Annotated in this window: 29 protein-coding genes and 1 pseudogene; 21 read left to right on the forward strand and 9 right to left on the reverse strand. The window is 40.0% G+C overall.

From position 1 onward, the window contains the following. Window positions 1–114: 114 nt before the first annotated feature. Entirely contained in the window at window positions 115–639 is a 525-nt protein-coding gene (locus N1I80_RS07255) for an AAA family ATPase (protein WP_340737223.1), read from the forward strand. Window positions 640–652: 13 nt separating this feature from the next. On the opposite strand, the gene N1I80_RS07260 is transcribed toward N1I80_RS07255, so the two are convergent. Further along, on the reverse strand, window positions 653–952 hold the full coding sequence (locus N1I80_RS07260) for a hypothetical protein (RefSeq protein WP_340737224.1): 300 nt from the start codon (window positions 950–952) through the stop codon (window positions 653–655). 75 nt (window positions 953–1,027) lie between these two features. Between N1I80_RS07260 and N1I80_RS07265 the strand changes: the two genes are divergently transcribed. Next, complete coding sequence (locus N1I80_RS07265) at window positions 1,028–1,441, forward strand: NUDIX hydrolase (protein ID WP_340737225.1); 414 nt, start codon at window positions 1,028–1,030, stop codon at window positions 1,439–1,441. Between the two features lie 15 nt (window positions 1,442–1,456). Continuing rightward, the gene (locus N1I80_RS07270; protein ID WP_340737226.1) at window positions 1,457–1,897 is read left to right on the forward strand and encodes an NUDIX hydrolase; all 441 of its coding nucleotides are present in this window, start codon (window positions 1,457–1,459) and stop codon (window positions 1,895–1,897) included. A 229-nt stretch (window positions 1,898–2,126) separates the two neighbouring features. Here N1I80_RS07270 and N1I80_RS07275 read toward each other — a convergent pair whose 3' ends face one another. Next, window positions 2,127–2,570: a hypothetical protein gene (locus N1I80_RS07275; RefSeq protein ID WP_340737227.1), complete on the reverse strand. Its 444-nt coding sequence runs from the start codon at window positions 2,568–2,570 to the stop codon at window positions 2,127–2,129. Window positions 2,571–2,671: 101 nt separating this feature from the next. Between N1I80_RS07275 and N1I80_RS07280 the strand changes: the two genes are divergently transcribed. The 6 genes from N1I80_RS07280 (at window position 2,672) to N1I80_RS07305 (ending at window position 6,371) form a co-directional block, all read left to right on the forward strand. After that, window positions 2,672–3,409, forward strand: coding sequence for an AAA family ATPase (locus N1I80_RS07280; protein ID WP_340737228.1), 738 nt, complete (start codon window positions 2,672–2,674; stop codon window positions 3,407–3,409). A gap of 43 nt (window positions 3,410–3,452) precedes the next feature. Beyond that, window positions 3,453–3,938 (forward strand): PaaI family thioesterase, encoded by a 486-nt coding sequence (locus N1I80_RS07285; RefSeq protein ID WP_340737229.1) that lies wholly within the window; start codon window positions 3,453–3,455, stop codon window positions 3,936–3,938. A 114-nt stretch (window positions 3,939–4,052) separates the two neighbouring features. Beyond that, window positions 4,053–4,292 carry a hypothetical protein gene (locus N1I80_RS07290; protein ID WP_340737230.1) on the forward strand — a complete coding sequence of 80 codons (240 nt, stop codon included), beginning with the start codon at window positions 4,053–4,055 and terminating at the stop codon, window positions 4,290–4,292. 12 nt (window positions 4,293–4,304) lie between these two features. After that, the gene (locus N1I80_RS07295; RefSeq protein ID WP_340737231.1) at window positions 4,305–4,694 is read left to right on the forward strand and encodes a DnaJ family domain-containing protein; all 390 of its coding nucleotides are present in this window, start codon (window positions 4,305–4,307) and stop codon (window positions 4,692–4,694) included. A gap of 18 nt (window positions 4,695–4,712) precedes the next feature. Next, complete coding sequence (nagZ, locus tag N1I80_RS07300) at window positions 4,713–5,981, forward strand: beta-N-acetylhexosaminidase (protein WP_340737232.1); 1,269 nt, start codon at window positions 4,713–4,715, stop codon at window positions 5,979–5,981. Between the two features lie 63 nt (window positions 5,982–6,044). Beyond that, window positions 6,045–6,371, forward strand: a complete 327-nt coding sequence (locus N1I80_RS07305) for a DUF4870 domain-containing protein (RefSeq protein ID WP_340737233.1) — start codon at window positions 6,045–6,047, stop codon at window positions 6,369–6,371. Between the two features lie 88 nt (window positions 6,372–6,459). Here N1I80_RS07305 and N1I80_RS07310 read toward each other — a convergent pair whose 3' ends face one another. Further along, complete coding sequence (locus N1I80_RS07310; protein WP_340737234.1) at window positions 6,460–6,834, reverse strand: winged helix-turn-helix transcriptional regulator; 375 nt, start codon at window positions 6,832–6,834, stop codon at window positions 6,460–6,462. 185 nt (window positions 6,835–7,019) lie between these two features. Between N1I80_RS07310 and N1I80_RS07315 the strand changes: the two genes are divergently transcribed. From N1I80_RS07315 to fabF, 4 genes are all read left to right on the forward strand, one after another. After that, a complete protein-coding gene (locus N1I80_RS07315) occupies window positions 7,020–8,219 on the forward strand; it encodes an MFS transporter (protein WP_340737235.1) in 1,200 nt (399 codons plus the stop codon). Between the two features lie 213 nt (window positions 8,220–8,432). Continuing rightward, window positions 8,433–9,260, forward strand: a complete 828-nt coding sequence (locus tag N1I80_RS07320) for an aldo/keto reductase (RefSeq protein ID WP_340737236.1) — start codon at window positions 8,433–8,435, stop codon at window positions 9,258–9,260. Window positions 9,261–9,372: 112 nt separating this feature from the next. Then, complete coding sequence (locus N1I80_RS07325) at window positions 9,373–9,945, forward strand: TetR/AcrR family transcriptional regulator (RefSeq protein ID WP_340737237.1); 573 nt, start codon at window positions 9,373–9,375, stop codon at window positions 9,943–9,945. A 21-nt stretch (window positions 9,946–9,966) separates the two neighbouring features. Continuing rightward, window positions 9,967–11,202: a beta-ketoacyl-ACP synthase II gene (fabF, locus tag N1I80_RS07330; protein WP_340737238.1), complete on the forward strand. Its 1,236-nt coding sequence runs from the start codon at window positions 9,967–9,969 to the stop codon at window positions 11,200–11,202. A gap of 246 nt (window positions 11,203–11,448) precedes the next feature. Here fabF and N1I80_RS07335 read toward each other — a convergent pair. From N1I80_RS07335 to N1I80_RS07350, 4 genes and pseudogenes are all read right to left on the reverse strand, one after another. Then, window positions 11,449–11,935, reverse strand: a pseudogene (locus N1I80_RS07335) (hypothetical protein); the annotation flags it as partial. 26 nt (window positions 11,936–11,961) lie between these two features. After that, the gene (locus tag N1I80_RS07340; RefSeq protein WP_340737239.1) at window positions 11,962–12,978 is read right to left on the reverse strand and encodes an HAAS signaling domain-containing protein; all 1,017 of its coding nucleotides are present in this window, start codon (window positions 12,976–12,978) and stop codon (window positions 11,962–11,964) included. Continuing rightward, entirely contained in the window at window positions 12,965–13,312 is a 348-nt protein-coding gene (locus N1I80_RS07345; protein WP_340737240.1) for a PadR family transcriptional regulator, read from the reverse strand. Before N1I80_RS07345 ends, N1I80_RS07340 begins: the two co-directional genes overlap by 14 nt. Before the next feature lie 151 nt (window positions 13,313–13,463). Next, complete coding sequence (locus tag N1I80_RS07350; RefSeq protein ID WP_340737241.1) at window positions 13,464–15,053, reverse strand: catalase; 1,590 nt, start codon at window positions 15,051–15,053, stop codon at window positions 13,464–13,466. Window positions 15,054–15,204: 151 nt separating this feature from the next. Between N1I80_RS07350 and N1I80_RS07355 the strand changes: the two genes are divergently transcribed. Both N1I80_RS07355 and N1I80_RS07360 read left to right on the forward strand, forming a co-directional pair. Further along, entirely contained in the window at window positions 15,205–15,816 is a 612-nt protein-coding gene (locus N1I80_RS07355) for a YitT family protein (protein ID WP_340737242.1), read from the forward strand. A gap of 153 nt (window positions 15,817–15,969) precedes the next feature. After that, complete coding sequence (locus tag N1I80_RS07360) at window positions 15,970–18,222, forward strand: EAL domain-containing protein (RefSeq protein ID WP_340737243.1); 2,253 nt, start codon at window positions 15,970–15,972, stop codon at window positions 18,220–18,222. 133 nt (window positions 18,223–18,355) lie between these two features. Here the strand turns inward: N1I80_RS07360 and N1I80_RS07365 are convergent, their stop codons facing one another. Continuing rightward, complete coding sequence (locus N1I80_RS07365) at window positions 18,356–18,925, reverse strand: nitroreductase family protein (RefSeq protein WP_340737244.1); 570 nt, start codon at window positions 18,923–18,925, stop codon at window positions 18,356–18,358. A gap of 135 nt (window positions 18,926–19,060) precedes the next feature. Between N1I80_RS07365 and N1I80_RS07370 the strand changes: the two genes are divergently transcribed. The 6 genes from N1I80_RS07370 (at window position 19,061) to N1I80_RS07395 (ending at window position 25,280) form a co-directional block, all read left to right on the forward strand. Further along, entirely contained in the window at window positions 19,061–20,275 is a 1,215-nt protein-coding gene (locus tag N1I80_RS07370) for an MFS transporter (RefSeq protein ID WP_340737245.1), read from the forward strand. Between the two features lie 112 nt (window positions 20,276–20,387). Beyond that, window positions 20,388–21,566 carry an MFS transporter gene (locus N1I80_RS07375; RefSeq protein ID WP_340737246.1) on the forward strand — a complete coding sequence of 393 codons (1,179 nt, stop codon included), beginning with the start codon at window positions 20,388–20,390 and terminating at the stop codon, window positions 21,564–21,566. A 132-nt stretch (window positions 21,567–21,698) separates the two neighbouring features. Continuing rightward, complete coding sequence (locus N1I80_RS07380; RefSeq protein WP_340737247.1) at window positions 21,699–22,895, forward strand: MFS transporter; 1,197 nt, start codon at window positions 21,699–21,701, stop codon at window positions 22,893–22,895. A 22-nt stretch (window positions 22,896–22,917) separates the two neighbouring features. After that, entirely contained in the window at window positions 22,918–23,565 is a 648-nt protein-coding gene (locus N1I80_RS07385) for a PadR family transcriptional regulator (RefSeq protein ID WP_340737248.1), read from the forward strand. A gap of 118 nt (window positions 23,566–23,683) precedes the next feature. Continuing rightward, a complete protein-coding gene (locus tag N1I80_RS07390; protein ID WP_340737249.1) occupies window positions 23,684–24,094 on the forward strand; it encodes a MarR family winged helix-turn-helix transcriptional regulator in 411 nt (136 codons plus the stop codon). A 4-nt stretch (window positions 24,095–24,098) separates the two neighbouring features. Continuing rightward, a complete protein-coding gene (locus N1I80_RS07395; RefSeq protein WP_340737250.1) occupies window positions 24,099–25,280 on the forward strand; it encodes an MFS transporter in 1,182 nt (393 codons plus the stop codon). A 41-nt stretch (window positions 25,281–25,321) separates the two neighbouring features. On the opposite strand, the gene N1I80_RS07400 is transcribed toward N1I80_RS07395, so the two are convergent. Beyond that, complete coding sequence (locus N1I80_RS07400) at window positions 25,322–25,747, reverse strand: protein-tyrosine phosphatase family protein (RefSeq protein WP_340737251.1); 426 nt, start codon at window positions 25,745–25,747, stop codon at window positions 25,322–25,324. Window positions 25,748–25,764 lie beyond the last annotated feature (17 nt).

Below are 25,764 nucleotides of genomic sequence, written 5' to 3' on the forward strand. Positions count from 1 at the left end.
CCCTTTTATTACGGATGTCGAACTAAATAATAGTATATAATAGAGTAGAGGAAAAGTAAAAACGAATCGACCTTTTTAGAATAGTAAGATAGTGAGTGAGGGGATGTGCGTGTTATGTTTTTTCTACAAATGTCTGGATTTCCTGGCTCAGGAAAGTCAACGCTTGCTAGAATAATAGCAAAATTAACGGGTGCAATTATCATTGATCATGATATTGTCAAATCGGCATTATTAACATCTTTGGAAACGATTCAAATGGATGCAAATGCTGCTGGTAAAATAGCGTACGATATTGAGTGGTCATTAATCGATTTTCATTTATCCGAAGGCCATAGCGTTATAATGGATAGTCCTTGCTTCTATGCGGAAATGGTTGAAAAGGGGACTAAGCTCTCCGAGAAACATCATGCGAAGTACAAATATGTTGAATGTTATTTGAATGATATAAAGGAAATACAACGGAGGCTGAAGAGCCGAACACGAATGATTAGTCAAATTCAGCAAGTTTCTTCTGAGGAGGCTTTTGTAGAATGGATGGAGAATAGTAAAAGACCCCCACATCTCGAATGTCTAAGAGTCGATTCTGGGAGGCCTTTAAATAGTTACATAGATCAGGTGATTTCGTATATAAGTAAATAAACGTTGTGGTGTCTTATTTTTGAGTAAGACGTTCAATTTCGTCCGCTACAATAAAAGCCAGGTCTTCATTGCCGAACAGTTGGAGTACATCGAGCATTGTTTCGTTATCGATATTGAGATCATCTTCGGTATCAGCTTGTTCGATGATGTTCTGCATGGCGGCATTTTCTTGTTGGTGTGGATAAGCACGTTTATATAACGCATGGGGATCTAACTGATGATTAGCGCACCATTGCACGAACAAACGAATCATAAGCTGTTCATCGTCTTGATATTTTTGAATCACTTGTTCTTCGATATTTTTAAAATCCATTATTATGAGCTCCTTTTTAAGTACGATTAATCTAAGTATATACGAAACGCCAAGTGTGAAAGGGGAAATTGAATTATGCAAAGAGTTGATGTTGTTTACGCGTTACTTGTACAAGAGGGAAAAGTGTTGATGGTGAAAAATAAGAAATACAATAACTGGACATTGCCAGGTGGGAGAGTAGAAAAAGGCGAGACATTGGAACAGGCTTCCATTCGAGAGGTGAAAGAGGAAACAGGCTTAACGGTTAAAATAGGAGCGTTGGCTGCGGTGAATGAAGCGTTTAGGAAGCAAGAAAATAATCATGTCCTGTTTTTCACATTCATAGCAGAACTGACAGGTGGAGAACTTGGAATTCAAGATACGGATGGTATTTTAGACGTTAAGTGGCAAGAAATGAGTTATGCGAATGAATGCATGCCCTATTATAATAAAGGCATTGAAAACCTACTGTCTACATCGGTACCTTATTTGTTTCAAGGTTTGCAATAAATGAGGCAGGGGGCTATGTATCCAAGGGCAAAAACGTTAGGTATTCTACTTTACAATAATCAAATCTTAGTTGAGGAATTTCAGGGGAAACATTCAACGGGAGAGGGTACTTATTATCGACCGATTGGCGGATCGATAGAATATGGTGAGAAATCTGCGGATGCTTTAGTAAGGGAATACGAAGAGGAATTGAATGTAGATATCATTATCCAGCAATACATAGGTTGTTTGGAAAACATTTTTTGGATTGACGAAGATATGGGACATGAAATTATTCAATTATACCTAGTTGGTTTTAAAGATAAGGCTGATTATAAAAGAGAAATATTTGAGGTGATAGAAGGGAATAAGAGAGCGATTGCTAAATGGTTCCCGATAGCTGATTTTGTTTCAAGGCAACAAATGATTTACCCTAATGGAATAGTTGAGCAATTAGAGAAGATAATAGAAGTATGAATCTACATTGAATTAAATAATCCGACATCCCGCTGATTTCCGTTAAGAGCGGACGCTTTTGCATATCACTTTTTGTAGTGGTGTCTTTGTTTAAGGATTTTATGGAATGGCGATACAATCGGCAGGCAAGAAAATGGACGATAGAAATCTATCGAATCGGGTTTCTGGCTGTGATTTCTATCGCCATTTAATTTTTGATAGGCTGATAGATTGGCTGAACAGGAGGAGGTCAAATCTGATTGCTAATAAAAAAATGAACAAGCCACTCCGTATCAAGTGGACCATCTACAATTTCGTAGTATAGCAAAGAGTTTTGGATAATCAGGTTTTCATTGACAAGGATGCTTAAGGTATTTCCGTCTTTGTCTTGTAACTGAATACTGAACTCCTCGGTTTCGTCATTCGTATTTATTTCTTCGGGCTTTAATTTCCGGACATGGTAACCTTGAAGGAAGTTCAATAAACTGTCAATTTCGGAATGCTCATCGACATGCCATGTTTCACTGGTGTTTCCCGAAGTGGATGGTTTTGTGAAGAGTGCTGTGGTGAATGATGGATTCATGGTATTAAGAAGGTCCGTAAACTGCTTTTCGTTGTAGTCGTTGAACGACTGTATCATCGTATAGCTACCGCCAATGAGAATGGCAATGAGTAGGAATGCTCTCATTTTCATAATCAATACCCCCTACATTTCGTTTCTGTAGTATACGCAGACGATAGTGGTTAGTATCGTGCTTGTGACTATAAAAAGTGTAAGATTGGAGGGATGAACAATTGGTTCTAAGGAGAATAACGCTTCTTCAAGAAGAAGCATCAGGGAAAGAGGAATATCCTTTTTCTATACCTTCTATCCAATCCTTGACCGAATTGGATTTGACAAAGCGAGTGACCTTTTTTGTTGGCGAAAATGGTTCTGGCAAGTCGACATTGCTGGAGGGCATTGCAGACTTATGTGGGTTTAATCCAGCAGGTGGGGGTAGGAATAATACATATGATTTGGATGCATCGGAAAGTGTATTGAGTGAACATTTACGATTGTCATGGATGCCGAAAGTAACGAATGGCTTCTTCTTGCGGGCTGAATCATTTTATCATTATGCTTCTCATCTTGATGAGGTGGCAAGTCAACCAGGTGAGGCGTACCGTACTTATCAAAATTATGGTGGGAAATCACTACATCAGCAATCACATGGGGAATCATTTTTGTCATTATTTCTAAATCGATTTCGAGGAAAAGCTATTTACCTACTCGATGAGCCAGAGGCCGCTCTATCACCCCAACGACAATTGACCTTTTTACGTATCATGCATGATCTTGTTCGAGAGGAAGATTGCCAATTCATTATCGCGACGCATTCCCCGATTATTTTAGGTTATCCGGATGCGACAATATTAAGTTTTGATGATGGAGAAATCAAAGAAACGAACTACGAATCGACGGAGCACTATCAGATTACGAAATATTTTCTGGATCATCGAGAGAAGTTTTTGAAAGATATTTTGAACGATTAAAAGAATGTTATACTAACTTCGATAGAATGGGAGGATGATGACGATGACAAAAGAAGTTTTGCATGCGATTCAAGACGAATATCCAGATGATTTTGCTTGGTGCTTTGGCTGTGGAAGATTGAATGAAGAGGGCTACCATTTTCGGACAGGCTGGCAAGGTGAGGAGACGGTGACGTTTTATGAACCGTCATCGAAGCATATCGCGATACCAGGCTTTGTTTATGGTGGGCTAATCGCTTCGCTTGTTGATTGTCATGGGACGGGTTCATGTGCACTGGCACTTCATCGGAAGAACGGGTACGAACCGGGTGGTGGGGAAGTGCCGCCGCGATTTGTTACGGCCTCGTTGAATGTCAATTATATGAAACCAACACCGCATGGAGCTTTGTTAAAGGCAGTTGGAAAAGTGGAAGAGATCCACCCGAAAAAATTTAAAGTGTCGGTGGAAGTATTTGCAGATGACACGCTTTGTGCGACAGGGGAAGTCGTAGGCGTAGTGATGCCGGCAACGTTTGTAAGTACTAAATAGTAATGTGTAAGCAGTCGATTGCTAAATGCAGTCGGCTTTTTTGCTGAAAATCCTATGACTGACAATTACAATAATGTACAATTGACTAGACTATAGAAATAAGGGGAGATTACCATGCTGGGTGCTATAATAATCGTTGCAATCGTCATGACTATTCCGATTACTGCAATTATTACAGATCATAATCGTAGAGTTGTGAAACTGAAAGCAGAATTTATTCGTGATGAAATTGAATTGGAAAAATTGAAGCAGCAGAATTTCATTGTGGAGACGGAGAAAATGAAACTTGAACTGGAAAGAATGAAGCTAGATTATACAGCTGAGCAGAAGCATATTTTAGAACTTAAAAAATAAGGGGGGCTATCGATGAAGGACAATCATTTCATTCCACCGTACAATGACCTTATGGGAGATATTCTAAAAAAGCATACGGCAGAGGGCGGTATGGACAACTTGAAGGGGCAAGGAAAGCCGCTATCGCAAGACTATTTTTCTGGGGACACCTTTCAGCATTTCCAACGAATCGCGAAGGATGCCGGCTATAAGCCCCAATGGTTGAAGCTGCAGCATGACATTCGTGATGAAGTGATGGCCATTGCAGAAGGTTACGCTGCTAACCCAGCGGCAGATTGGGACAGTCAAATAGAAAAGTTAAACAGCAATATTTTTGCATACAATCAATCATGTCCGCCTCCTATGCAGAAAGGGTCTGTGTCACTTGCGACCATTCAAGCCGCAATCGATCGGTGGAAATAAAATCGAGGGGGAGTGAGGATGAATCGTCATGGTACAGTCGTTTTTTGGGTTATCTGTTGTCTCTTGTTACTATCAGGATGTTTCCAATCAGCACCAAAGGAGAGTAGCAAAGACGAAAGTGAAACAATATCTCCGATGGTAGACTTTCCCGAAAAAGTGCCGGTTATTATCGAGCCACCCCAAATTGTCGTTTCACCGATTGATGAGATGATTGGTCAAATGACATTGACGGAAAAGATTGGACAGCTTCTTATGATAGGAGTAGATGGAACGGTATTTTCGGACGAGATGGACAATCTTATTCGAAATTATCATGTCGGTGGCGTGATTATGATGGGTAGAAATGTCTCGACAACGCCGGAAATGCTGCAGTTGATGAATGACATAAAAAAAGCAAATGAGCCGAACAAAATCCCTTTATTCATGTCTGTTGATGAAGAAGGAGGTAGGGTTTCAAGGTTGCCGGCAGGGATTCCTAAACTACCGGCAAGTGCAAAAATGGGTCAGCAATATGATGAAACAGTAAGTTATCGTGCTGGTAGTTATCTAGCTGAAGTGCTTCAGGAATTTGGCTACAATATGAATTTTGCACCTGTGTTGGACATCAATAGTAATCCGAAAAACCCGGTGATTGGGGATCGATCATTGGGGACAGATTCCGGGCTAGTTTCAAGTTTAGGCATTGCGACTATGCGTGGTATGACGGATAATGGCGTTATTTCAGTTGTTAAACATTTTCCGGGGCACGGGGATACAATTGTGGATTCACATAAGGCATTGCCGAAGGTGAAAACATCGTTGGAAAGGCTGCGAAAAGTGGAGCTTGTCCCTTTTCAACAAGCCATTGAAGCAGCTGCTGATGCTGTCATGGTCGCTCATATTTTATTCCCAGCACTTGATCCAGATTATCCTTCGTCCATGTCCAAAGCGATTATTACAGACCTATTGCGCAATGATATGCAATTTGAAGGCGTCGTTATCACAGATGATTTAACAATGGGCGCCATCGCGAATAACTATACCATTCCAGAAGCAGCAGTTCAGTCCTTCATTGCAGGAAGTGATTTGTTACTCATTGTGAACGGTTATGATAATCAAATCAATACGGTTAATGCATTTGTGAAGGCTTTTGAGGCAGGAGACATTACGGAACAGCGGTTGAATGAAAGTGTAAAACGGATTTTGATACTCAAAGAGAAGTATGATGTGACAGATGATGTCAAGGAGTCCGTTGATGTGGAAAAACTGAACGAGCTTTATCAAAAATTCATCATCCATTTGAAATAAATGAAACTTCCTTTTGTGTCATCCGTATAATTAAGAGACTAGAAAGAGTAGGAGGTTTTTTATATGGAAAGTAAGTATGATTCTTTTGATAATAAAGGATTGAAAATATTGGTACATGCGAGTGCTTTTTTCATGCCCTTTTTAGTACCATTTATTATTTACTTGGTTGTAGCGGATGCAGCAGTGAAAAGAGTAGCGGTTCAAGCTATTTTGTTTCAAGTTGTGATGGGGATATTGATTACCATTTCGATTGTGTTGAGTATCATCCTTATCGGCATTCCATTCCTTATTATATTTGGTTTGATGACGATTATTATTCCGATAATGGGGATTATCAAGACGCTTAGTGGCGAAACGTATAATTATCCGATTGTTGGTAGATGGTTTTAAGTGAATAAAGAGACGCACTCCGTAATGTGATTCATACGGAGTGCGTTTTTAATATAGGAAATTGGGTTTGAAGGATAACTTATGTCAATTATGATTTCAGTTTATCATTTAAAATGCTGTCCTCTAAGACAGAAAATTTATCTCCATAGACCTTCGTGATATGTACAGCCCCCCACGCACATAGTGCATCTAATATATTTTCCAAACTTAAACCGTATTCGCTCAGTTCATATTCTACTTTTGGCGGCACTTGGTTGTAAGCGATCCGGTTAATGACGCCATCTGCTTCTAACTCACGTAGTTGCTGCGTAAGCATTTTTTGCGTGATATCAGGCATGAGGCGCTTCAATTCGTTTGTTCGTTTTTTACCATGTGTTAAATGGCATAGAATGACACATTTCCACTTACCCCCGATGACTTCTAATGTTGCTTCTACAGATATATTGTACTTCTTTTTTATCATTTATTATCCTCCTCGACTATAGGAACCTGAGGGTACCTATATAACTTTTGGGTGCCTATCGTACTTTAAAGTGCGTACTTTTCTTTTGGAACCCTATGACTCATACTAACATTTGCCGGTGTATAACACGATTACTATTTTTTATTTTTGCAAAATAAAATGTCTAAGGAGTAGGAGAAGAAAAAATGACTGTAGATAAAAAGAGAAGTATGTTTGCGCTGCTTGCGTTAGCGGTCAGTGCATTTGCAATTGGAACAACTGAGTTTGTGAGTGTAGGGCTGTTGCCGTTGATAGCGCACGACTTAGATATATCGGTGACAACAGCGGGATTGACTGTTTCACTGTATGCGGTAGGCGTAATGGTAGGTGCACCGATTTTAACATCGCTCACTTCAAGAATGCCACGGAAATCATTGTTGTTGTGGATTATGATAATCTTTATAGTTGGGAATGGCATTGCGGCGAGTGCAACAAGTGTTACCATTTTATTGGTCGCTCGTGTCATTGCAGCCTTTGCCCATGGTGTATTTATGTCGATTGGCTCGACAATTGCAGCTGATTTAGTGCCCGAAAATCGTAGAGCAAGCGCGATTTCAATCATGTTTACAGGACTCACTGTAGCGACGATTACAGGCGTTCCGTTTGGTACGTTCATTGGTCAGCAGTTTGGTTGGCGCTTTGCCTTTGTGGCAATTGTTGTCATAGGAATTGTCGGGTTTATCGCGAATAGTGTTCTTGTTCCATCAGATTTACGACAAAGTGCTCCGACAAGCATACGGGACCAAATGAAGCTTGTCACGAATGGTCGGATATTGCTGGTCTTGAGTATTACAGCGCTAGGGTATGGGGGAACGTTTGTCGTATTCACCTACTTATCCCCATTACTTCAGACAATAACCGGATTTGGGCAAGGTACAATTGTGATAATCTTATTAGCTTATGGGGTCGCCATTGCGATTGGTAATATGATTGGCGGTAAGCTATCAAACAAAAATCCGATTCATGCGTTGTTTTATATGTTTATAGCACAAGCAATTGTACTACTCATTTTAACATTTACAGCACCATTCAAAGTCGTTGGTTTAGTCACGGTACTCTTCATGGGCTTGTTTGCATTCATGAACGTGCCTGGACTGCAAGTGTACGTCGTGATGTTAGCGGAACGCTTTGTCCCAAGCGCAGTAGATGTTGCTTCAGCTATGAACATTGCTGCATTTAATGCAGGGATTGCCATCGGTGCGTATGTGGGCGGAGTGGTAACGGATTCGATAGGACTCATTCATACTGCTTGGATTGGCGCGATAATGGTTATGGTTGCGGCGCTATTAACAGGGGTTAGTCGAATGCTAGAAAGAAAAGATCAACAGCGATTGAAACTGTCTTAAAATCAATTACGCCTTGGCGTAATTGCGTCCGAATTTTGAATTGCGCTTGCGCAATTAACTCCCCTCAAAATTTGTGACATCCGCCGGAGGCTTAATTTGAATCAGCAGGGAAATGAAATTTTGCTGATTCGTATGCCTTTCTGCGTTTACCCTACAATTCATAGAAGCGGGGGGCTTCTGCTGATTCAAATTAAAAATGGAGGTCATTCAATCATGAAAAACTTACAATCTACAACAACATTGCATAACGGTGTGGAAATGCCTTGGTTTGGTCTGGGCGTCTTTAAAGTGGAAGAAGGGCAGGAGCTCGTGAATGCAGTAAAAACTGCGATTGAATATGGCTATCGTAGTATTGATACGGCAGCTATTTATGGCAATGAAGCAGGAGTCGGGCAAGGGACACGTGCAGCAAATGTTGCGAGGGAAGATCTATTTATCACGTCGAAGGTTTGGAATTCAGAACAAGGGTACGAGGCAACACTTGCGGCATATGAAGAAAGCTTAACGAAGCTAGGATTGGATTATTTGGACCTCTATCTCATTCATTGGCCAGTAGCCGGTAAGTATAAAGAGACTTGGCTTGCATTGGAAACACTTTATAAAGAGGGACGGGTCAAAGCAATCGGGGTTAGTAACTTCCAAATTCCCCATCTTGAAGAGTTGATGAAAGATGCGGAAATTAAGCCAATGGTTAACCAAGTGGAGCTCCATCCACGTTTGACGCAAAAAGAACTACAAGCATTTTGTCAGCAACACGGCATTCAGTTGGGCGCATGGTCTCCGCTGATGCAAGGTCAGCTGCTTGATAATCCGGAACTTCAGAAGATTGCCGATAAACACGGAAAGTCTGTTGCCCAAATTATTTTACGTTGGGATTTACAAAATGGCGTCGTGACAATTCCGAAATCAACGAAAGCCCATCGTATTGCCGAAAACGCAACTGTGTTTGATTTTGAATTAACAGTAGAAGATATGAAGCAGATTGATAGCTTGAATCAGAATCAGCGTGTGGGTCCAGATCCGGATAACTTTGATTTTTAAAACAAACAAAATCCCTATCAATTTTGATAGGGATTTTACATTTTACAGAAATATTTACTGCTAACGATTTGAAATAATTGACACTTACCTATTAGTAAGTTAGTATTTAGTTATGGAAAATAGAAAATCACAAATTGTTGAGCTAGCACTCAGAAATATTCGAGAAAAGGGTTATTTATCTTTTAGTTATGATGATTTAGCGAAAGAACTTGGTGTAACGAAAGCAAGCATTCATTATCATTTCATTAAGAAAGAGGATTTAGGTTTTGCCGTGTGTACAAAAATAAAAAAAGGACTAGAAAAATCTTATGTAGACATTGATCAAGCTCAAATCAATTTTGAAGATAAACCATGGGAGTTTATGGCGAGTAGGGCTAAACAAATAGGAAACAATGAGGTATGTCCTTTATCGTCTTTACAGGCAGATTTTAATTTTTTGCCAGTTACTATGCAAGAGAGCATACAACAAATAAGTCAGATGGAAATAGATTATCTCAAAAAACTTCTTGAAGACATTAAAAAAGAGGGGAAACTTCAACCGACAATTGATACAGCAGCATTAGCTACGCTTCTTATATCTAGTGTAAAAGGTGCGCTGCAATATAGACGTGTAGTGGGAGAAGATTTAGTTTCTACGGTATTTGATCAATTAAAACAGCTAGTCTATGGAAATAGTAAGTCATGACGAATTTATTGGAGGTATTATATGAAACGTCGAGTGGTTGTAACGGGGTATGGAGTCGTATCGCCATTAGGAAATGATGTTGATACGCTTTGGAATCATATTAAAGAAGGTAAATCTGGCATTAAGAAAATTGAGTCCGATGAATTCGCAGAAATTAACACGCGAATTGCTGGGATTGTAAATGATTTTGATGCAGAAAGCTACTTTGATAAAAAAGAATTAGGGAAATATGATTTGTTTGCGCAGTATGCCTATGCAGCAGCAAAACAAGCGATCGATCAATCTGGAATTGACCTTGATACTGTGAATAGGGAGCGCATCGGGGTTTATGTCGGATCAGGTATCGGTGGAATCGATACTGTAATGGACAACCATAAACTTTTATTAGAAAAAGGTGTAAGGAGAGTTTCTCCATTTATGGCACCCATGATGATCAGTAATATGGCGGCGGGTATTATCGCGATTAAAAATGGTTTTAAAGGTCCGAGCTTTTCGCCAGTTTCTGCTTGTGCAACGGGGAACCACGCAATCGGTGAGGCTTACTTAAATATTTTGCACGGCTATTCTGATGCCATTGTAGCAGGAGGCGCGGAAGCTTCGGTCAATCCGTTATCCTTTGCCGGATTCTCAAGAATGAGAGCCATGTCTACGTTAAATGATACACCCGAAAAGGCGAGTCGTCCTTTTGATGGTGGGCGCGATGGCTTCGTCATGTCAGAGGGGGCAGGTATTTTAGTACTTGAGGAATATGAACATGCTAAAAAACGAGGTGCAACCATCCTAGGCGAAATCGTAGGCTATGGCTCAACAACGGATGCCTTTCATATTACGTCTCCTGATTTTGACGGGGCGGCACGAGCCATGAAGTTGGCCTTAGAAATGGCACAAATTGACCCTACTAATATTGATTATATTAATGCGCATGGAACGAGCACACCTGAAGGCGATAAATCAGAAACGAAAGCCATTAAAGCTATATTTGGTGCCCATGCTTATCAATTAAAGGTCAGCTCTACTAAATCAATGACTGGCCATTTATTCGGAGCCGCAGGTGGAATTGAGGCGATAATTACGCTGAAAAGTGTAGGGGAAGGTATTGTGCCTGCTACGATTAATTATCAAAATCCTGATGAAGAATGTGACTTGAATTACGTTCCAAATAAAGCCATTCACATGGAGATAAACTATGCGATTTCAAACGGCTTTGGTTTCGGTGGCCATAATGCGGTACTTGTATTCAAAAAGTTCACACGTTAACTTGGAACGGCGTCTATTTTTACGAAGAGGCTTCATCTTTTAGTGAGTATGTGACACAGTTTCTCGCCGGGGTGTCTGAGTTCGCGAAATTGGTAAGTCGAGTTTCAATCGGGTGTCGCAGTTTAGTGAGGATGTGGAGTGATATTAATGAGTGATGCATCCCAAATCTTTTTCGGATATATAAAAACGAGATTCCATGACAGCGGAATCTCGTTTTTATGTAGTTAAACTTTCGAATATGGTCGTATATTTCTCTTTTAGCCCCTGCATGATCAAGTCAAATGTATCGCTAATCACAACAACCTCTACATCTAAAGATTTTTGGAGGTGATGTGCATGACGGTGAAGCCGTTCCATTGTGCCTTCTACAGTGGTGGGATTTGTAAAAAGGATTTTCTGGGGTTGCTGTATATGACGGATAGCATCAAAGTAAGGCTCGTCAATTTTTATAATCGCACTGCTATTGATGGGTAGTCTTCCCGTAAAAGGGCAATGTAGTTTGTGCACGTAATCAGGATAGCATCTACATTAGATTGGGCAATCCATTCAAGCTGTTCTTGACTTTATGTTGAGCATCGAATTCCTTGAAATTTGGATCGGAAGTGACTCGATGCATAAGTGCCGGGTCAGCAAAGTGTATGCATTCAATATCAAATGAAGCAAGTGCCTGTTCAATATAGTTAATATTTGAATAATGAGCATGTAGACATCCCAGTCTTTTTCTAAAGCCGATTCCACCTCTATGCTATTTCATCCTATTTATTTTATTTTTGCTTTACGAAAACCGCTATAGCAGTCTATTAAACTGGTCACAATGACAGACGCGATAATGATTCCATAGACCCAGCTAAGCGCTGAAGACAAATTATCTTGCGAGTTGTCTAGTAGCTGTGAGAAGTAAGTGACGAATTCAGGATTCACTAAATTGGAATTGCTGACGATGATGATGAAGCCAATGACGCCGATTAATTGGACGATTGTATTACTTATCGCGAGTTTGAATGTCCACTGACGTATCTTGGCTTTATAGGTAAGCAAGAGTAGCTCCAGTAAGATGAGCAATGATACAAGTGGCCAATAGGAGAAAAGAACATCATGCTGGAAAACAGGCATAACAAATTCTAGACCGCCTTGACCTTCTCTTGATTCATACACGCCAATGAGATGTGTAGCCTTAAAATAAAAGATAGCCCAAATAATTGTCCAAATGAAGCCAGCGCCAATCTCACCTATTTTGATGGCCTTTTTCAATGGGATGTTAGGAATATTTTTTAAATCATCGGGTTTCCATGGTATACCCGATAGCGTTAGAGGAACATGAATGGTCGGCGAGATTGTTCGATCTAAGATGATAAAAACGATGGTGACACAGAAGAAATCCAGGATGGCCGTTCTGAGGAGTAGCCCTATTGCTTCGACGATGAAACCAACAACAGAAAAGAGCGACAATGTTTCAACGTTTGAAAGTGACGCAATTTTCTCAATGATAAATAGTGATAAAACAACGGTGGATACAATGGTCAGTGTCAATTTTAGTATTGAAATATAGGTGTCGTAAAACTTAGGTCCAATGAGATGCATCGGCTGGTCTCGATACTGGGCGGCAAGTGTTATGGGATTGCCAAGCTTCTCAAGTGCTTGCTTCACATTGTCCTCCGTATAATCATCTGGAAGCATATCTTCAATTGTCGAGCGCAATTCCAAAGCGATGTCATTACGCATTTTTTCGGGCAATCTACGCGTCACCTCTCGTACATATACTTCAATCAGTTCCATTTGTTTCAGCTCCTTTTAGTACAATCTTTAATTCCTTCGTCATTTTCTCCCACTCGGCTTGTAGCTGTTCAAAAACCTCAATACCTAAATCACTTATCAAGTAATATTTTCGAGGTCTGCTTTCCGTCGTATCCCAGCTACTTGACAATAATTCTTGTTTTTCAAGACGCCGTAGCAAAGGGTATAACGTACTTTGATCAATTTCGATTCCAGATTCTTCAAGCAGTTGAACGAGGGAATAGCCATATTGTGGTGTTTTTAATTGGCTTAGTACAGCTAATGTCAACGTTCCTCTTCGTAATTCTGTCGTTAAGGAGTTCAATAAGTCACTCATTGGATCACCTCATTCTTTATAGTGTATATCATACACCATTGTTTGATGCATATCAATTGAAAATAAAATTATTGAGGTTTTAGTTCTTTCGAAGGTACAACAAAAAACCAGCTCACGCCAATGGATTTTCTCCATGGAGTGAGCTGGTTTTTTAATAAGGTTCTGCATTATGACCTTTATCAACGGCATCTTCAGGTGCTTTGTCACCATCTCGATTGCCGAGTGGCTTCCGGCTAGATCCTCCTGTAGTTGCTTGTGCTAACCCCTCACGTAAGCGGCGCCCATAGTCTTTATCGGCTTCATCAGCAAGAGCGATCATTTTATCTTGAATGCGGGAGTCACAATTTGAAAGGTCGGCCACTAAGTTTGAAATTAAATCCTCACGCTCCCACTCCTCAAACATACGGTAGGTTTCTCCAGCTTGTTTCGTATTACTTTGACGATCAATCGACTCGCGTACGAGGTTGCCTTCAATATAAGGTGTATATTCTTTTCCATCCTGTTGTGCCTCTTGTAAACCACCTAACATCGATGGCTCATAGTTAATATGAGGGTTCTGGTCGGGAGCACGGTCGAGTTTGTATTGCATCTGTCCACCACTTTGATTCGTTGCCACACGCTTTTTCGGAGAGTTGATGGGTAGCTGTAAATAATTTGCACCAACTCGATGACGTTGCGTATCAGAATACGAGAAGGTCCGACCTTGCAGCATTTTATCATCAGAAAAATCGAGTCCATCGACAAGAACTCCCGTCCCAAATGCCACTTGCTCTACTTCTGTAAAATAATCTTCAGGATTTTTGTTTAACACCATTTTGCCAACAGGCAGCCATGGGAACTGATCTTCTGGCCATAATTTTGTATCATCGAGTGGGTCGAAATCGAGTTCGGGATGGTCATCGTCACTCATCACTTGGACGAGTAGCTCCCATTCAGGATAATCACCGTCCTCGATGGCGTCATACAAATCTTGGGTCGCATGATTGAAACTTGTCCCTTGGATGTCACTTGCTTCCTGCTGGGTTAAGTTTTTAATGCCTTGTTTTGGTTCCCAATGGTATTTCACAAGTACTGCAACACCTTCTTCATTGATCCATTTGTAGGTATTGACGCCGGAGCCTTGCATCATACGGTAGTTGGCGGGAATTCCCCAAGGCGAATATACAAAAGTTACCATATGAAATGATTCCGGAGAGCTAGCACAAAAATCGAAAAAACGCTCGCTATCTTGAATATTCGTAATGGGATCGGGTTTAAAAGCATGAATCATATCAGGGAACTTAATGGCATCGCGGATAAAGAATATTTTTAAATTGTTGCCGACGAGATCCCAGTTACCGTCTTCTGTATAAAATTTGACCGCAAAGCCGCGGGGATCACGCAACGTTTCCGGGGAGTGACCACCGTGGATGACCGACGAAAAGCGCACAAAGACTGGCGTTTGTTTACCTTTCTCTTGAAAGAGCTTAGCGCGCGTATACTTGGAAACCGGATCATTACCTGCTGTTCCATAGGTTTCAAAATAACCATGTGCCCCAGCCCCGCGTGCATGGACAACGCGCTCTGGAACACGTTCTCTGTCAAAATGGCTAATTTTTTCAAGGAAATCATAATTTTCGAGCACAGCAGGACCTCGATTGCCGACCGTTCGTAAATTTTGATTGTTAGTAACAGGGTGCCCCTGCCGATTGGTTAGTGTGTCTTGCTGTTCTTCATTGGATGTAGATGATGGTTCATTCATGTGATGATAACCTCCTTTGAAATGGTGTTCAGTTCATGCTTACTCTGTACTATTTCAATAGGATTAATTCCTTTTGCCATTTTTTTAATTGAAATGAATTGTTCATAACAAACATATAGTTTTACAAAGTAGTTGAGATAGGTGGGGTTCTGTGTACTTTTTTAAAAGAGCATTGGCAATAGTGATTGGAAGTGTGTTTATTGCAATTGGTTTAAATGGGTTTCTTATACCTTTTGGTCTGTTAGAAGGCGGTGCGTTAGGGATTAGCTTGATATTTCATTATTTAGTAGGCATTAAAGTGGGGTTCACATTTTTACTAGTGAGCATTCCGGTTTTTATAGTAGCTTGGATTTTTTATCGGCCTTTCTTTTTTAACGGAATTCATGGCATGCTGCTGTCATCCCTTATCATTGATGTATTATCTCCAATGGACAATATAGGTAAGCTACTTAGTATAACACCTTTAGGCGGTGCTGTTTGTGGTGGCATTATGATTGGACTGGGGGTTGGCATCATGCTGCGTTTGGATATTAGTATTGGTGGAACGGACTTGCTTGCGCAAATGATTGCAAGGAAGTTGGCCATCAATCCTGGTGTGATGATTTTCTGCATCGACCTTCTAATTATTACTGTTGGTAGCTTAGTTATTCAAACTGTTCAACTAAGTATGTCATTAGTCACGGTTTGTTGTGTTGGAATGACGACGAGTTTACTTGTAGCGACTACGGGTAAAGTAGCGAAGAGACAACCTTCTCAAGTTTAACTAGCAGAAAGGGACTATAAAATTAAATGTACGAATAATGTCGAACAGTGTACTGCGTTTTAAATTCTTCCATGGTATGATTAAATGAAATAGATGGTAATATTAAATGAAATTCATGGAAACTTTTAAGGAGACAGGGAAGGGGGAGTGTAATTGAAAACAATTGCTGAATTCATTGCTGAAGCAAACGAATATTGTCGACAGACAGGAATGGAACCAGCAGAACTATCTCCTACAACAATCAATTCTGCTGATACGGATTATTCAGTAAAGTCGAGTGGAGATGAAGAGATTATTTCGGTCACGCGCTTTTTTAGCGGTAAGATGATTGAATTGTTGAAGGACATTCCATTGCTGATTGCAGTTTCAGACCAAAATGGCGTTATTCTAGACATGGTCGGGGACGAAACAATCAAAAAACAGGTGAACAATCTTGGGATAAAATGTGGTATTCAGTTTACAGCTAGTACGATGGGGACGAATGTTGTGAACCTATCACTGGATCATCACTGGGGGCCTGTCGAAATCATAGGAGAATCTCATTATCATCACTATTTGCAGTCAACGGCTTGTTATGGTGTAGCCTTTAAAAATACAACTACGGGTGAAGTGCTCGGCTCATTTGTCGTGATGACAGATATAAAGCATCAAAATCCGATGATTACGATGTTGCTCGCTACAATTGTGGACTCGATTGAAAGAGAATTAGTTTTGCGAAAACAAAATAGACAGTTGAATATGTTGCACCAAGTCATGATGGATAATAGTCAATATGGGGTCATCACAACAGATTTGGATGGCGTTGTTTTAGAATTCAATATTCGGGCCGAAATTCTTTTAGAACAAAAAGCTCGTGACATGATTGGTAATCATGTACGAAATTTGCGGGATATAGGTAAGTACATACAAGCTGTACTCAATGAAAAAACACGATATGATGACGTGTATATTACGATTGGACAAGAGGGAGAGGACTCCCAACGATTTTGTTTATTTGATGCATTCCCCATTTATGATGATAGTTATCAAACGATTGGTGCGTTTGCACAGCTACGTGATATTACAGAAGTGTACAATGTACAGCAGCGCTTCAATTTTTTAGCCAATCATGATGAGCAGACTGGATTACCAAATCGAAGATTTTTAACGACTAATTTAACAAAGATGATTGAAGAAATGAATAATAATAAGACGAATCATCCACTTGCTGTTATTCACTTAGATTTGGACCGTTTCAAGATTGTTAATGACACGTTAGGGCAAAAGGATGGAGATTTTGTTTTAAAAAGAATCGCCAATCGGTTAGCTAGTCATTTTGGAGAAAATGATTTTATAGCAAGGGTTGGTGGAGATGATTTTATCTTACTTGTTCCTATGAATGAGCAAGAGGATATCCAACAAATTGGCAAACGATTACTCCAGATATTTAAAGAGCCATTTGTTATGAAAGGCTATGATTTTCATATCACAGCAAGTATAGGGATTGCCTTATTTCCGAACAACGGTCGAACAACGGAAGAACTACTAGTTAATGCGGATACAGCGATGTTCCAAGCGAAAAAGCAAGGGAAAAATCAATATGTTCTCTATTCAGATGAATTGGATCCCAAATCACATGATAAGATTTTATTGGAAGCATCTTTGCGAAAAGCGATTGATTCGGATGAGCTTGTCCTTTATTATCAGCCGAAAATTAACATCCAAACAAAGGAAATGATTGGTGTAGAGGCATTGGTTAGATGGCGGCACCCGACGCTCGGGATGCTACCACCAAGTGAGTTTGTCCCACTTGCCGAAGAAACGGGCCTCATTACGCAAATGGATGCGTGGGTGCTACGAACCGCTTGTAAACAAAATAAGAAATGGCAAGACATGGGAATACCACCCTTTAGTGTAGCGATTAATTTATCCTCCAATCAATTTGCGAGTGACAAGCTACCCGACTTAGTTCAAACAGTTTTATGCGATACTGGATTAAAGCCTGAATACATAGAACTTGAAATTACTGAAACGATGACGATGGATGTTGAACATGCCATTCCGACATTGAAGAAATTGAATGAGCTCGGTGTTAAAATTAGTATTGATGATTTTGGTACCGGCTATAGCTCCATGAACTATTTAACGAAGTTTCCAATTGACCGGTTAAAAATTGACCGATCCTTTATTTGGAATATAGAGAAAAATGTAAGTGACTCGAATATTGTCATTACGATAATACGAATGGCTCATAACCTTGGACTAAAAGTTATTGCTGAGGGAGTCGAGAATGAAAAGCAACTTCAGTTTTTGCATGACCATGGCTGTGATGAAGTGCAGGGATTCTATTTCAGTGAACCATTGCCAGTGGAAACGATTGAATCGGGCTTTCTAAGGATTCAAGGAGCGGTAAGTGGCGACAAATAACAAAAAACAAGACCGGATGTCGATTGATTCGGTCTTGTTTTTTGTTTAGTTATTTTTCCCACGCCTGTTGATTAACCCAAAAATAACTTAATCAAATACTAGGTGCTTTAATGAGTTGGATTAATAAGAATACTCAATCAATCCACGCCGTTAATTCTTTGAAATGAGTTCTCGTAAAAGGTTTTGGCTCGAAATCTGAATAGCCGAGGTAAATAAATGCAGAAATCTCACCTTGTTCAGATAGACCGAAGAAGTCGCGTACGTCTGGGTGGTAGCAAATCGCACCTGTTCGCCAAACTGCACCAAGACCTAGACCGTGTGCAGTTAACAACATATTTTGAACAGCACTGCTGACAGCGGCAAATTCCTCTTTCAAAATGATATTGTCCTTGTCACTTGGTTCAACACCGACCGCAATGATGACGGGTGCGCGAAGGGGGTTGCTTTCGCTTCGTGCGATTTTCGCTTGGCTTTCTTCTGACTGGGGATCCTCTTGTTGCGCTGTCGTAATTTCTTTAAACACTTTTCCTAATTTCTTTCTACCTTCGCCACGTAGGACGAAAAAGCGCCACGGCTCTGATCTATGATGACTTGGCGCATATGTACCTGCCTCAATGATTTGTTCAATCAGCTCTTTAGGAACTGCTTGTTCGTCAACTAATGCAATACTTCTGCGTGTTTGAATGGCTTCGTGTATATTCAAATTCAATCCCTCTTTCTATCAATGATAATGATTCTCTTTGTTAGTATAGCAGGAATAATAAGAAAATCATTATTTTCAACTTTGTGAAGATTGGGCTATACTATTCTAGTACTTGACGAAAGAAAGGAAGATTCGATGACGACGATAAAAGAATCAAATACACTTGGTAATCCTGTCTATCCAGTTATGTTTGCCATTGCGGGTTGTCATTTGCTGAATGACACGCTACAGGCAGTGATTCCGGCTATTTTTCCAGTGCTTTCAGAGGAGAAGGGGCTAACTTTCACTCAACTTGGTTTTATAGCCTTTGCACTAAACATGGTAGCTTCTGTTTTACAACCTGTCGTCGGCTATATTAGTGATAAAAAGCCGATGCCTTATGCGCTACCCGCCGGCATGTTATTTTCGCTTGTTGGAATCGGAGGGCTTGCTTTTGCACCCGATTATTGGATGATCGTTGTTTCGGTAATGTTACTTGGATTTGGTTCTGCTATATTTCATCCGGAGGGGTCGCGCGTGTCGTTTATGGCGGCGGGTTCAAAGCGAGGATTATCTCAATCTATCTACCAAGTAGGTGGGAATTCAGGACAGGCACTTGCTCCATTAATAGGGGCATACATATTGGTTCCTTATGGTCAAAAAAGTGCGGCCATATTCATGATGGTTGCAGCACTTGGTATTTTTATATTAATGAAAATTTCAGCTTGGTATAAAAATCAGTTGGAACAGGAGAAATTGAATAAGCGTAAAAAAGTACTGTTATCATCTATTGGCGATTTAACGAAAAAGCAAGTAGGGATTGCGCTATCATTGCTTCTGGTTATTATTTTTGCTCGCTCATTTTATGTCACAAGTATTACAAGTTTTTTCATCTTTCATTTGATGGAGAAATATAGTTTGCAAAGTGGGGAAGGTCTATTATATATCTTTCTCTTCTTAGCACTTGGGGCAGTCGGGACATTTTTCGGTGGACCGATGGCGGATAAAATTGGCCGGAAGAATGTCATTATCTTGTCACTAGCTGTACCAATCCCGCTTTGTATTCTGCTACCCTATGCTCCATTGTGGGCGGTTATTGCATTGCTTATGGTTATCGGTTTTTTCATTATGCTAAGTTTTTCAGTAACGGTCGTGTATGCACAGGAGCTTGTGCCAAGTAAAATTGGTACAATGGCAGGTCTGACAGTTGGACTGGCATTCGGTATGGGTGCCATTGGTGCAGTCGTTATCGGTATATTGATGGACCATCTCGGCATTTATACGACGATGATTATTGTATCATTCCTGCCGATTATGGGACTTGTAGGGCTAGCGTTGCCACGTGATGGGAAAATTACGGCTACTAGCTAATTGAGCATAAAAAAGATAGCTTTTGTGAAATAAATATGTGGCTAATTCTTTCGAATCTCATTATAATGGGGAGTCGGTGCAAATAGGCTGATTAGAAAGAAGGGTAAACAATTTGACACAAGATCAAAAAAAGAAAATGCTCATATTAATGATTAATATGTTTATTGCAATAGGAAGTTTCGGTATTATTATTCCGATTTTACCCGCATATCTATTATCGATTGGCCAAGCTGGAACAGCAGCGGGCTTAATGATTGCCATATTTGCCGGTGCACAGCTTATCATGTCGCCTATAGCAGGAAAGTGGGCGGATAAGTACGGACGGAGAGTTATGATTATTTCAGGGCTGAGTGGATTAGCTTTGTCAATGTTTGTCTTTTATTTTTCTGACTCAATTTGGATTCTTTATCTGTCACGTGTTATTGGTGGCGTTGGGGCAGCGTTATTAGTCCCAGCGATTTTTGCTTATGTTGCCGACATTACAACGATGGATCAGCGTGCAAAAGGGAATAGTTATATTTCTGCATCCATGTCCCTCGGGATTGTAATTGGACCGGGGATTGGTGGGTTTTTAGCCGATTTCGGTTTGAAAATGCCATTGCTTATTTCAGCGATTGTCGGAGTAGGGGCGGTTATCTTTTCCGCAGTGATGTTGAAAGAAAGTAAGGATACAGCTGTTGAAGTTCAGGATACAAAGTCTAAACCGATGGTGAAGGAAATTGCACAGTCATTTAGCAAACCGTACTTTATTCCATTGGTAATTACGCTTGTGATGAGTTTCGGGTTAATGGCGTATGAATCAGTGCTTGGACTTTTTGTGGATAATGAATTCGGGGCGACTCCAAAGGATATTGCAATTATGGTCACGTCGACAGGTATTATTAGCGTGATTATTCAGTTGTTTGCGGTCGACAAGGTTGTTCGTCGATTTGGTGAAGCGGCAGTACTTAGTATTTTCCTTGGTGTTGCCGCAGTTGGCTTTTTACTTTCCATACTTGCGCCAAGCTATATTATGTTTTTCGGTGTAACGATGATTATTTTCCTAGCAACTTCTATTTTAAGACCAGTTTTGACGACGCTTATTTCCAAATTGGCGGGCAATGAACAAGGATTTGCAATGGGGATGAACAATGCTTATATGAGTATTGGGAATGTACTTGGGCCGCTCCTTGCAGGATTACTATTTGACGTTCATATATTGTATCCATTTATTCTTGGTCTGGTTGTACTTGTCATAACGATGTTTGTGTCGATGAAATGGAAAGGGCCGGGGAAGGTGTTAACTAAATAGTGAAGCAAAAAACAGACCAAGTCGGTCTGTTTTTTTATATCCGTTATATAAATGTTTGTATATAAACATTTATTTGTTAACGGAATTGATATACACTCTTATTATCACATTCGATAAAAGGGGGAATTCACTATGGTTATTTTTAAAAACAGTTCGTTTCGTAGTTTGTTTTTAGGAAGAATATGTAGTGTGCTTGCGGAATCAATCATGTTTTTTTCATTATTAAAGTGGATAGAGATTCAATCGAACAATCCTAGTTCATTTACCTGGTTTTATGTTGCTTATTATTTACCGATTACTTTTCTAGCTATACCAGTGGGGACCTGGATAGAAAATAGAACACTACAAAAAATCATGTTGTGGTCTGATGGGCTTCGAGTCATCGTCTTACTGTCGTTTTCAATAGTCATGTATATGATTGCCTACCAGTGGATGTATTTGTTATTAATTGTAGTGAGTGTTTTAGGATTATTTTTTACGCCTGCCAATCAAGCCCTTTTACCGTATATTATTGGTACTGAAGATCGTGCAAAGGCGAATAGTCTATTTCAGTTAGGTTTTACGGCTGTCAAGATTGTTGGTCAAATCTCTACTGCTTTTCTAATCAAATTAATGATTCCAATTCCCTTACTACTTGTACTATCCGCGGGATTGCTGTTTCTATCATTGTTATTTATTCGAAAGGTCACACCACTAATAAAAAAAGAAGCGACTAGTAAGCAAAGTCAACTGGAGATGATGAAAGAAGGAGTTTTGTATGTTTGGAATCATCCAAAGTTAAAGCCTTTGTTTATGTTTTTAGCGATTGCGATGTTGATTGTTACTTCTGTCGATTTGGTGCTATTATCTTACTTAACAACGGTATTATTTGTTGGGGTCGAGAATCTAAGTTTTATAGGGACAGCATCGTTGTTGGGAATTATTATGGGTGCTTCATTACTACCTAAATTGTATAAACGTGTGGATAGAAAGTGGCTGATTGTCCCTCCACTATTTGCGTTGAATGTTAGTATCGGTGCGTTGCTGATTATCGAGAATTGGCTGTGGATATTACCATTTTTCTTTGTTCAAGGAATCGCATTAGGTGGGTTTAATGTAACGTTTGTGACGTATTTGCAGGACGAGGTGCAGAGTGAAAATTATACAAGGACCTTCAGTATATATAATATGATAGCTATCTCAATGGCTTTACCAGGTATACTAGCCATCGGTTTTTTATTGACAGCGATTGGGACTATACATACGATAGGTGTTATGGCAGGTATGCTGTTGCTACTTGGTGTAGTTGGTTGTTTTTATATCCCACGTTTAGGGAAAGGGCATGCGTGAGAATGAAAGGATGGGGAGTATCATGTCTCTTCGATATGGAATATTAGGTTTACTGAGTAAGTGGGATGCGAGTGGTTATGATATAAAAAAAGAGTTCGATGATTTTATGAGTATTTTCTGGCATTCGCATCTTTCACAGATTTACCCGGAGTTAAGTAAGTTGGAAAAAGACCAACTTGTTGACAGTAAACTGGTACCGCAAGATGGGAAGCCTGATAAGAAGGTGTTTTCAATCACTGAAAAGGGTGCAGATGAGTTGGCGCACTGGTTACACAGTCAGCCTGAAACACCGAAGATTAAAGATGCGTTTCTCATGCAAGCGTTCTTTATGGATAACATTCCCGCAGATGAAGTGATTTTTCAATTGAAGTTTTATCAAAAAGAGCGTCAGCAACGATTAGAAAAAATGCAAAGAACGATTGCCGAAACATGGCAAGGGATTAAAGAGCGAAATGTCATGTCGTCTAGAATCGTAATGAGTGCAGTCGTGTTAAAAAGAGGGATTGAACAGGAAATAGACTATATAAAATGGTGTGAGGAAACGATTCAATTTGTAGAGTCTTGTAAATACTTATGGGACAATGAATCCTCGGTTGATGGAGATAACAATCGTATGTTATTTGATGAATGGGAAGAACAATTTATGCGATATTTTGGTGGGCATCTATAAGGAAGTGGGTCATCTGGTTTCATCGGGTGGCCTATTTTTTGAATCCAATCCCTTTACAAGCTTCGGTTACCGAAGTATAATTAAATAGTTACCTAGGTAAATAAAAGGAGTTGGAAGAGTGAACCCGTTATTTCATGATATTTTTCAAAAAACACGCTTGTTGAGTAAGGAATTAAATTTGGTGTTGAAAAAGTATGATTTATTCGCAGCTCAATGGACTGTTTTATATTGCGTGCATCTGCAGGATGATATGACGTTAACAGATATATGCAAGTATTTGAATGTGGAAGCGCCGACAGTAACACGTACGGTCAATCGTTTGGAGACACTCGGGTGGCTGACGACGCAAGAAGGACAAGATCGCAGAGAAAAAATTGTTCGTTTATCCGAAGAGGCAATCGTCAAATTTCCAGAAATTAAAGCTTCGATTATCCAGTTTGAAAATGAATTTTTACAAGGGTTATCGAATGATGAACAGGCATTGCTGAGGGAATTGTTGAGGAAGATGAGCAAAGAAAGTGAGATGTAGTTCGGTGAAAAAAGAACCTATTTGGACAAAATCATTTATTAGCTTGTTTAGCACGAACTTTTCCGTTTTCGTCGTATTTTACGGATTGGTTTCTACTCTGCCCTTATATGCGAAAGATGTATTGAGTCGGACAGATGAAGAAGCCGGTTTGTTAATGACGATATTTTTGCTTTCAGCCATTATTGTAAGGCCATTTACGGGAAAGATTTTAGATATAGTCGGTAAACGGAAAATGTTGTGGATTAGCTTATTATTCTATTTAATATGTACAATTCTTTACAATTTTATTCAACCATTTACGGGGCTTTTGGTGTTACGTTTCGTACAGGGGATTTGGTTTAGTATTGCGACAACTGCCAGCGGGTCACTTGCGGCAGATAATGTTCCGGTTAAACGTCGTGGAGCGGGGCTTGGCTATTATACGATGTCGACGAATTTAGCAGTTGTTCTTGGACCATTTATCGCACTGTTCATCATGCAAACCTATTCATTTGATATGCTTTTTATTGTGATGAGTGTATTGATGGTCATTGGTGCGTTAACCTCGTTATCCATTCCAGCTGGGGAAATTTCAGTTAAGAACGACAGAAAGACGAAGTTGGCATTAGGTGATTTATTTGAAAAAAGTGCTATGCCAGTTGCGTTCCTCGGAAGTTTAATTGCTTTTTCTTACGCTAGTGTTTTGTCTTACTTATCGATTTTCGCACAAGAAAAAAATCTATTAGCTTTTGCCAGTACATTCTTTTTCGTATTCGCTGCGGTTATGCTTCTGACGCGTCCGTTTACAGGCAAAGTTTTTGATGAAAAAGGACCGCAGTTTATTTTAATACCGGGAATGCTATTGTTCATTGTTGGGCTTATTCTTTTGGCATTTATGGATTCAGCTGTGCTATTTTTAGTCGCTGCTGCCTTTATTGGATTAGGGTACGGTGCGCTTGTTCCGAGTTTACAGACGCTTGCTGTGCAGTCGACAAAACATGAAAGAAGTGGCTATGCAACGGCTACATTTTTCACATTATTTGATACAGGACTGGCAATTGGCTCATATGTGCTTGGACTAGTTGCCATTCACTATGGCTATCAGAATGTCTATTTGACATCGGCAGCACTTGTCTTCCTCGTTTTCCTTGGTTATTTGTTCATCAAGTGGAAGCAAAAGGGGAAGGAAGCGATCCTCAATAGCTGAAAAAATGCCAGTCTCCGTTATCGTTCGGAGGCCGGCATTTTTTAGTTGTCGTATAGTCGTTTTAGCGCTTCTTTGAATTGTGGTTTTACATTGATGGACGGTCGAATTGCTGTAGCTTGTTGTTCCGCTTCTTCTACAGAATTTGCCAATCCGAGTTCTAACAATGCAGCTGTTGCGATAGTTCCAGCTCGTCCACGTCCGGTATTACAGTGGAAGTAGACATTTTTACCGGCTTTATAGGCGTTGACGATTTCTGAAACCGCTGCTTGTATCGATTGATCTTGGTGTTCGGCATCGTCAACGATGGGCTGATGGATGCTGATTTCACTTGACAGTGGACCTTTTACTTCTGCACGTAGGTCGTAGATGACATCAATTTTTTCATTGGTAAGAAGATTGTCAATCGCATCTATCCCGCCAATGAAAATACGATTGGGAACTAGTTCTTCATAGTTTTTGTTTGTCATAGCTCATCACCTCATAG

It is taken from the genome of Sporosarcina sp. FSL K6-3457, assembly GCF_038007285.1.
In the GTDB taxonomy this organism is placed as follows: domain Bacteria; phylum Bacillota; class Bacilli; order Bacillales_A; family Planococcaceae; genus Sporosarcina.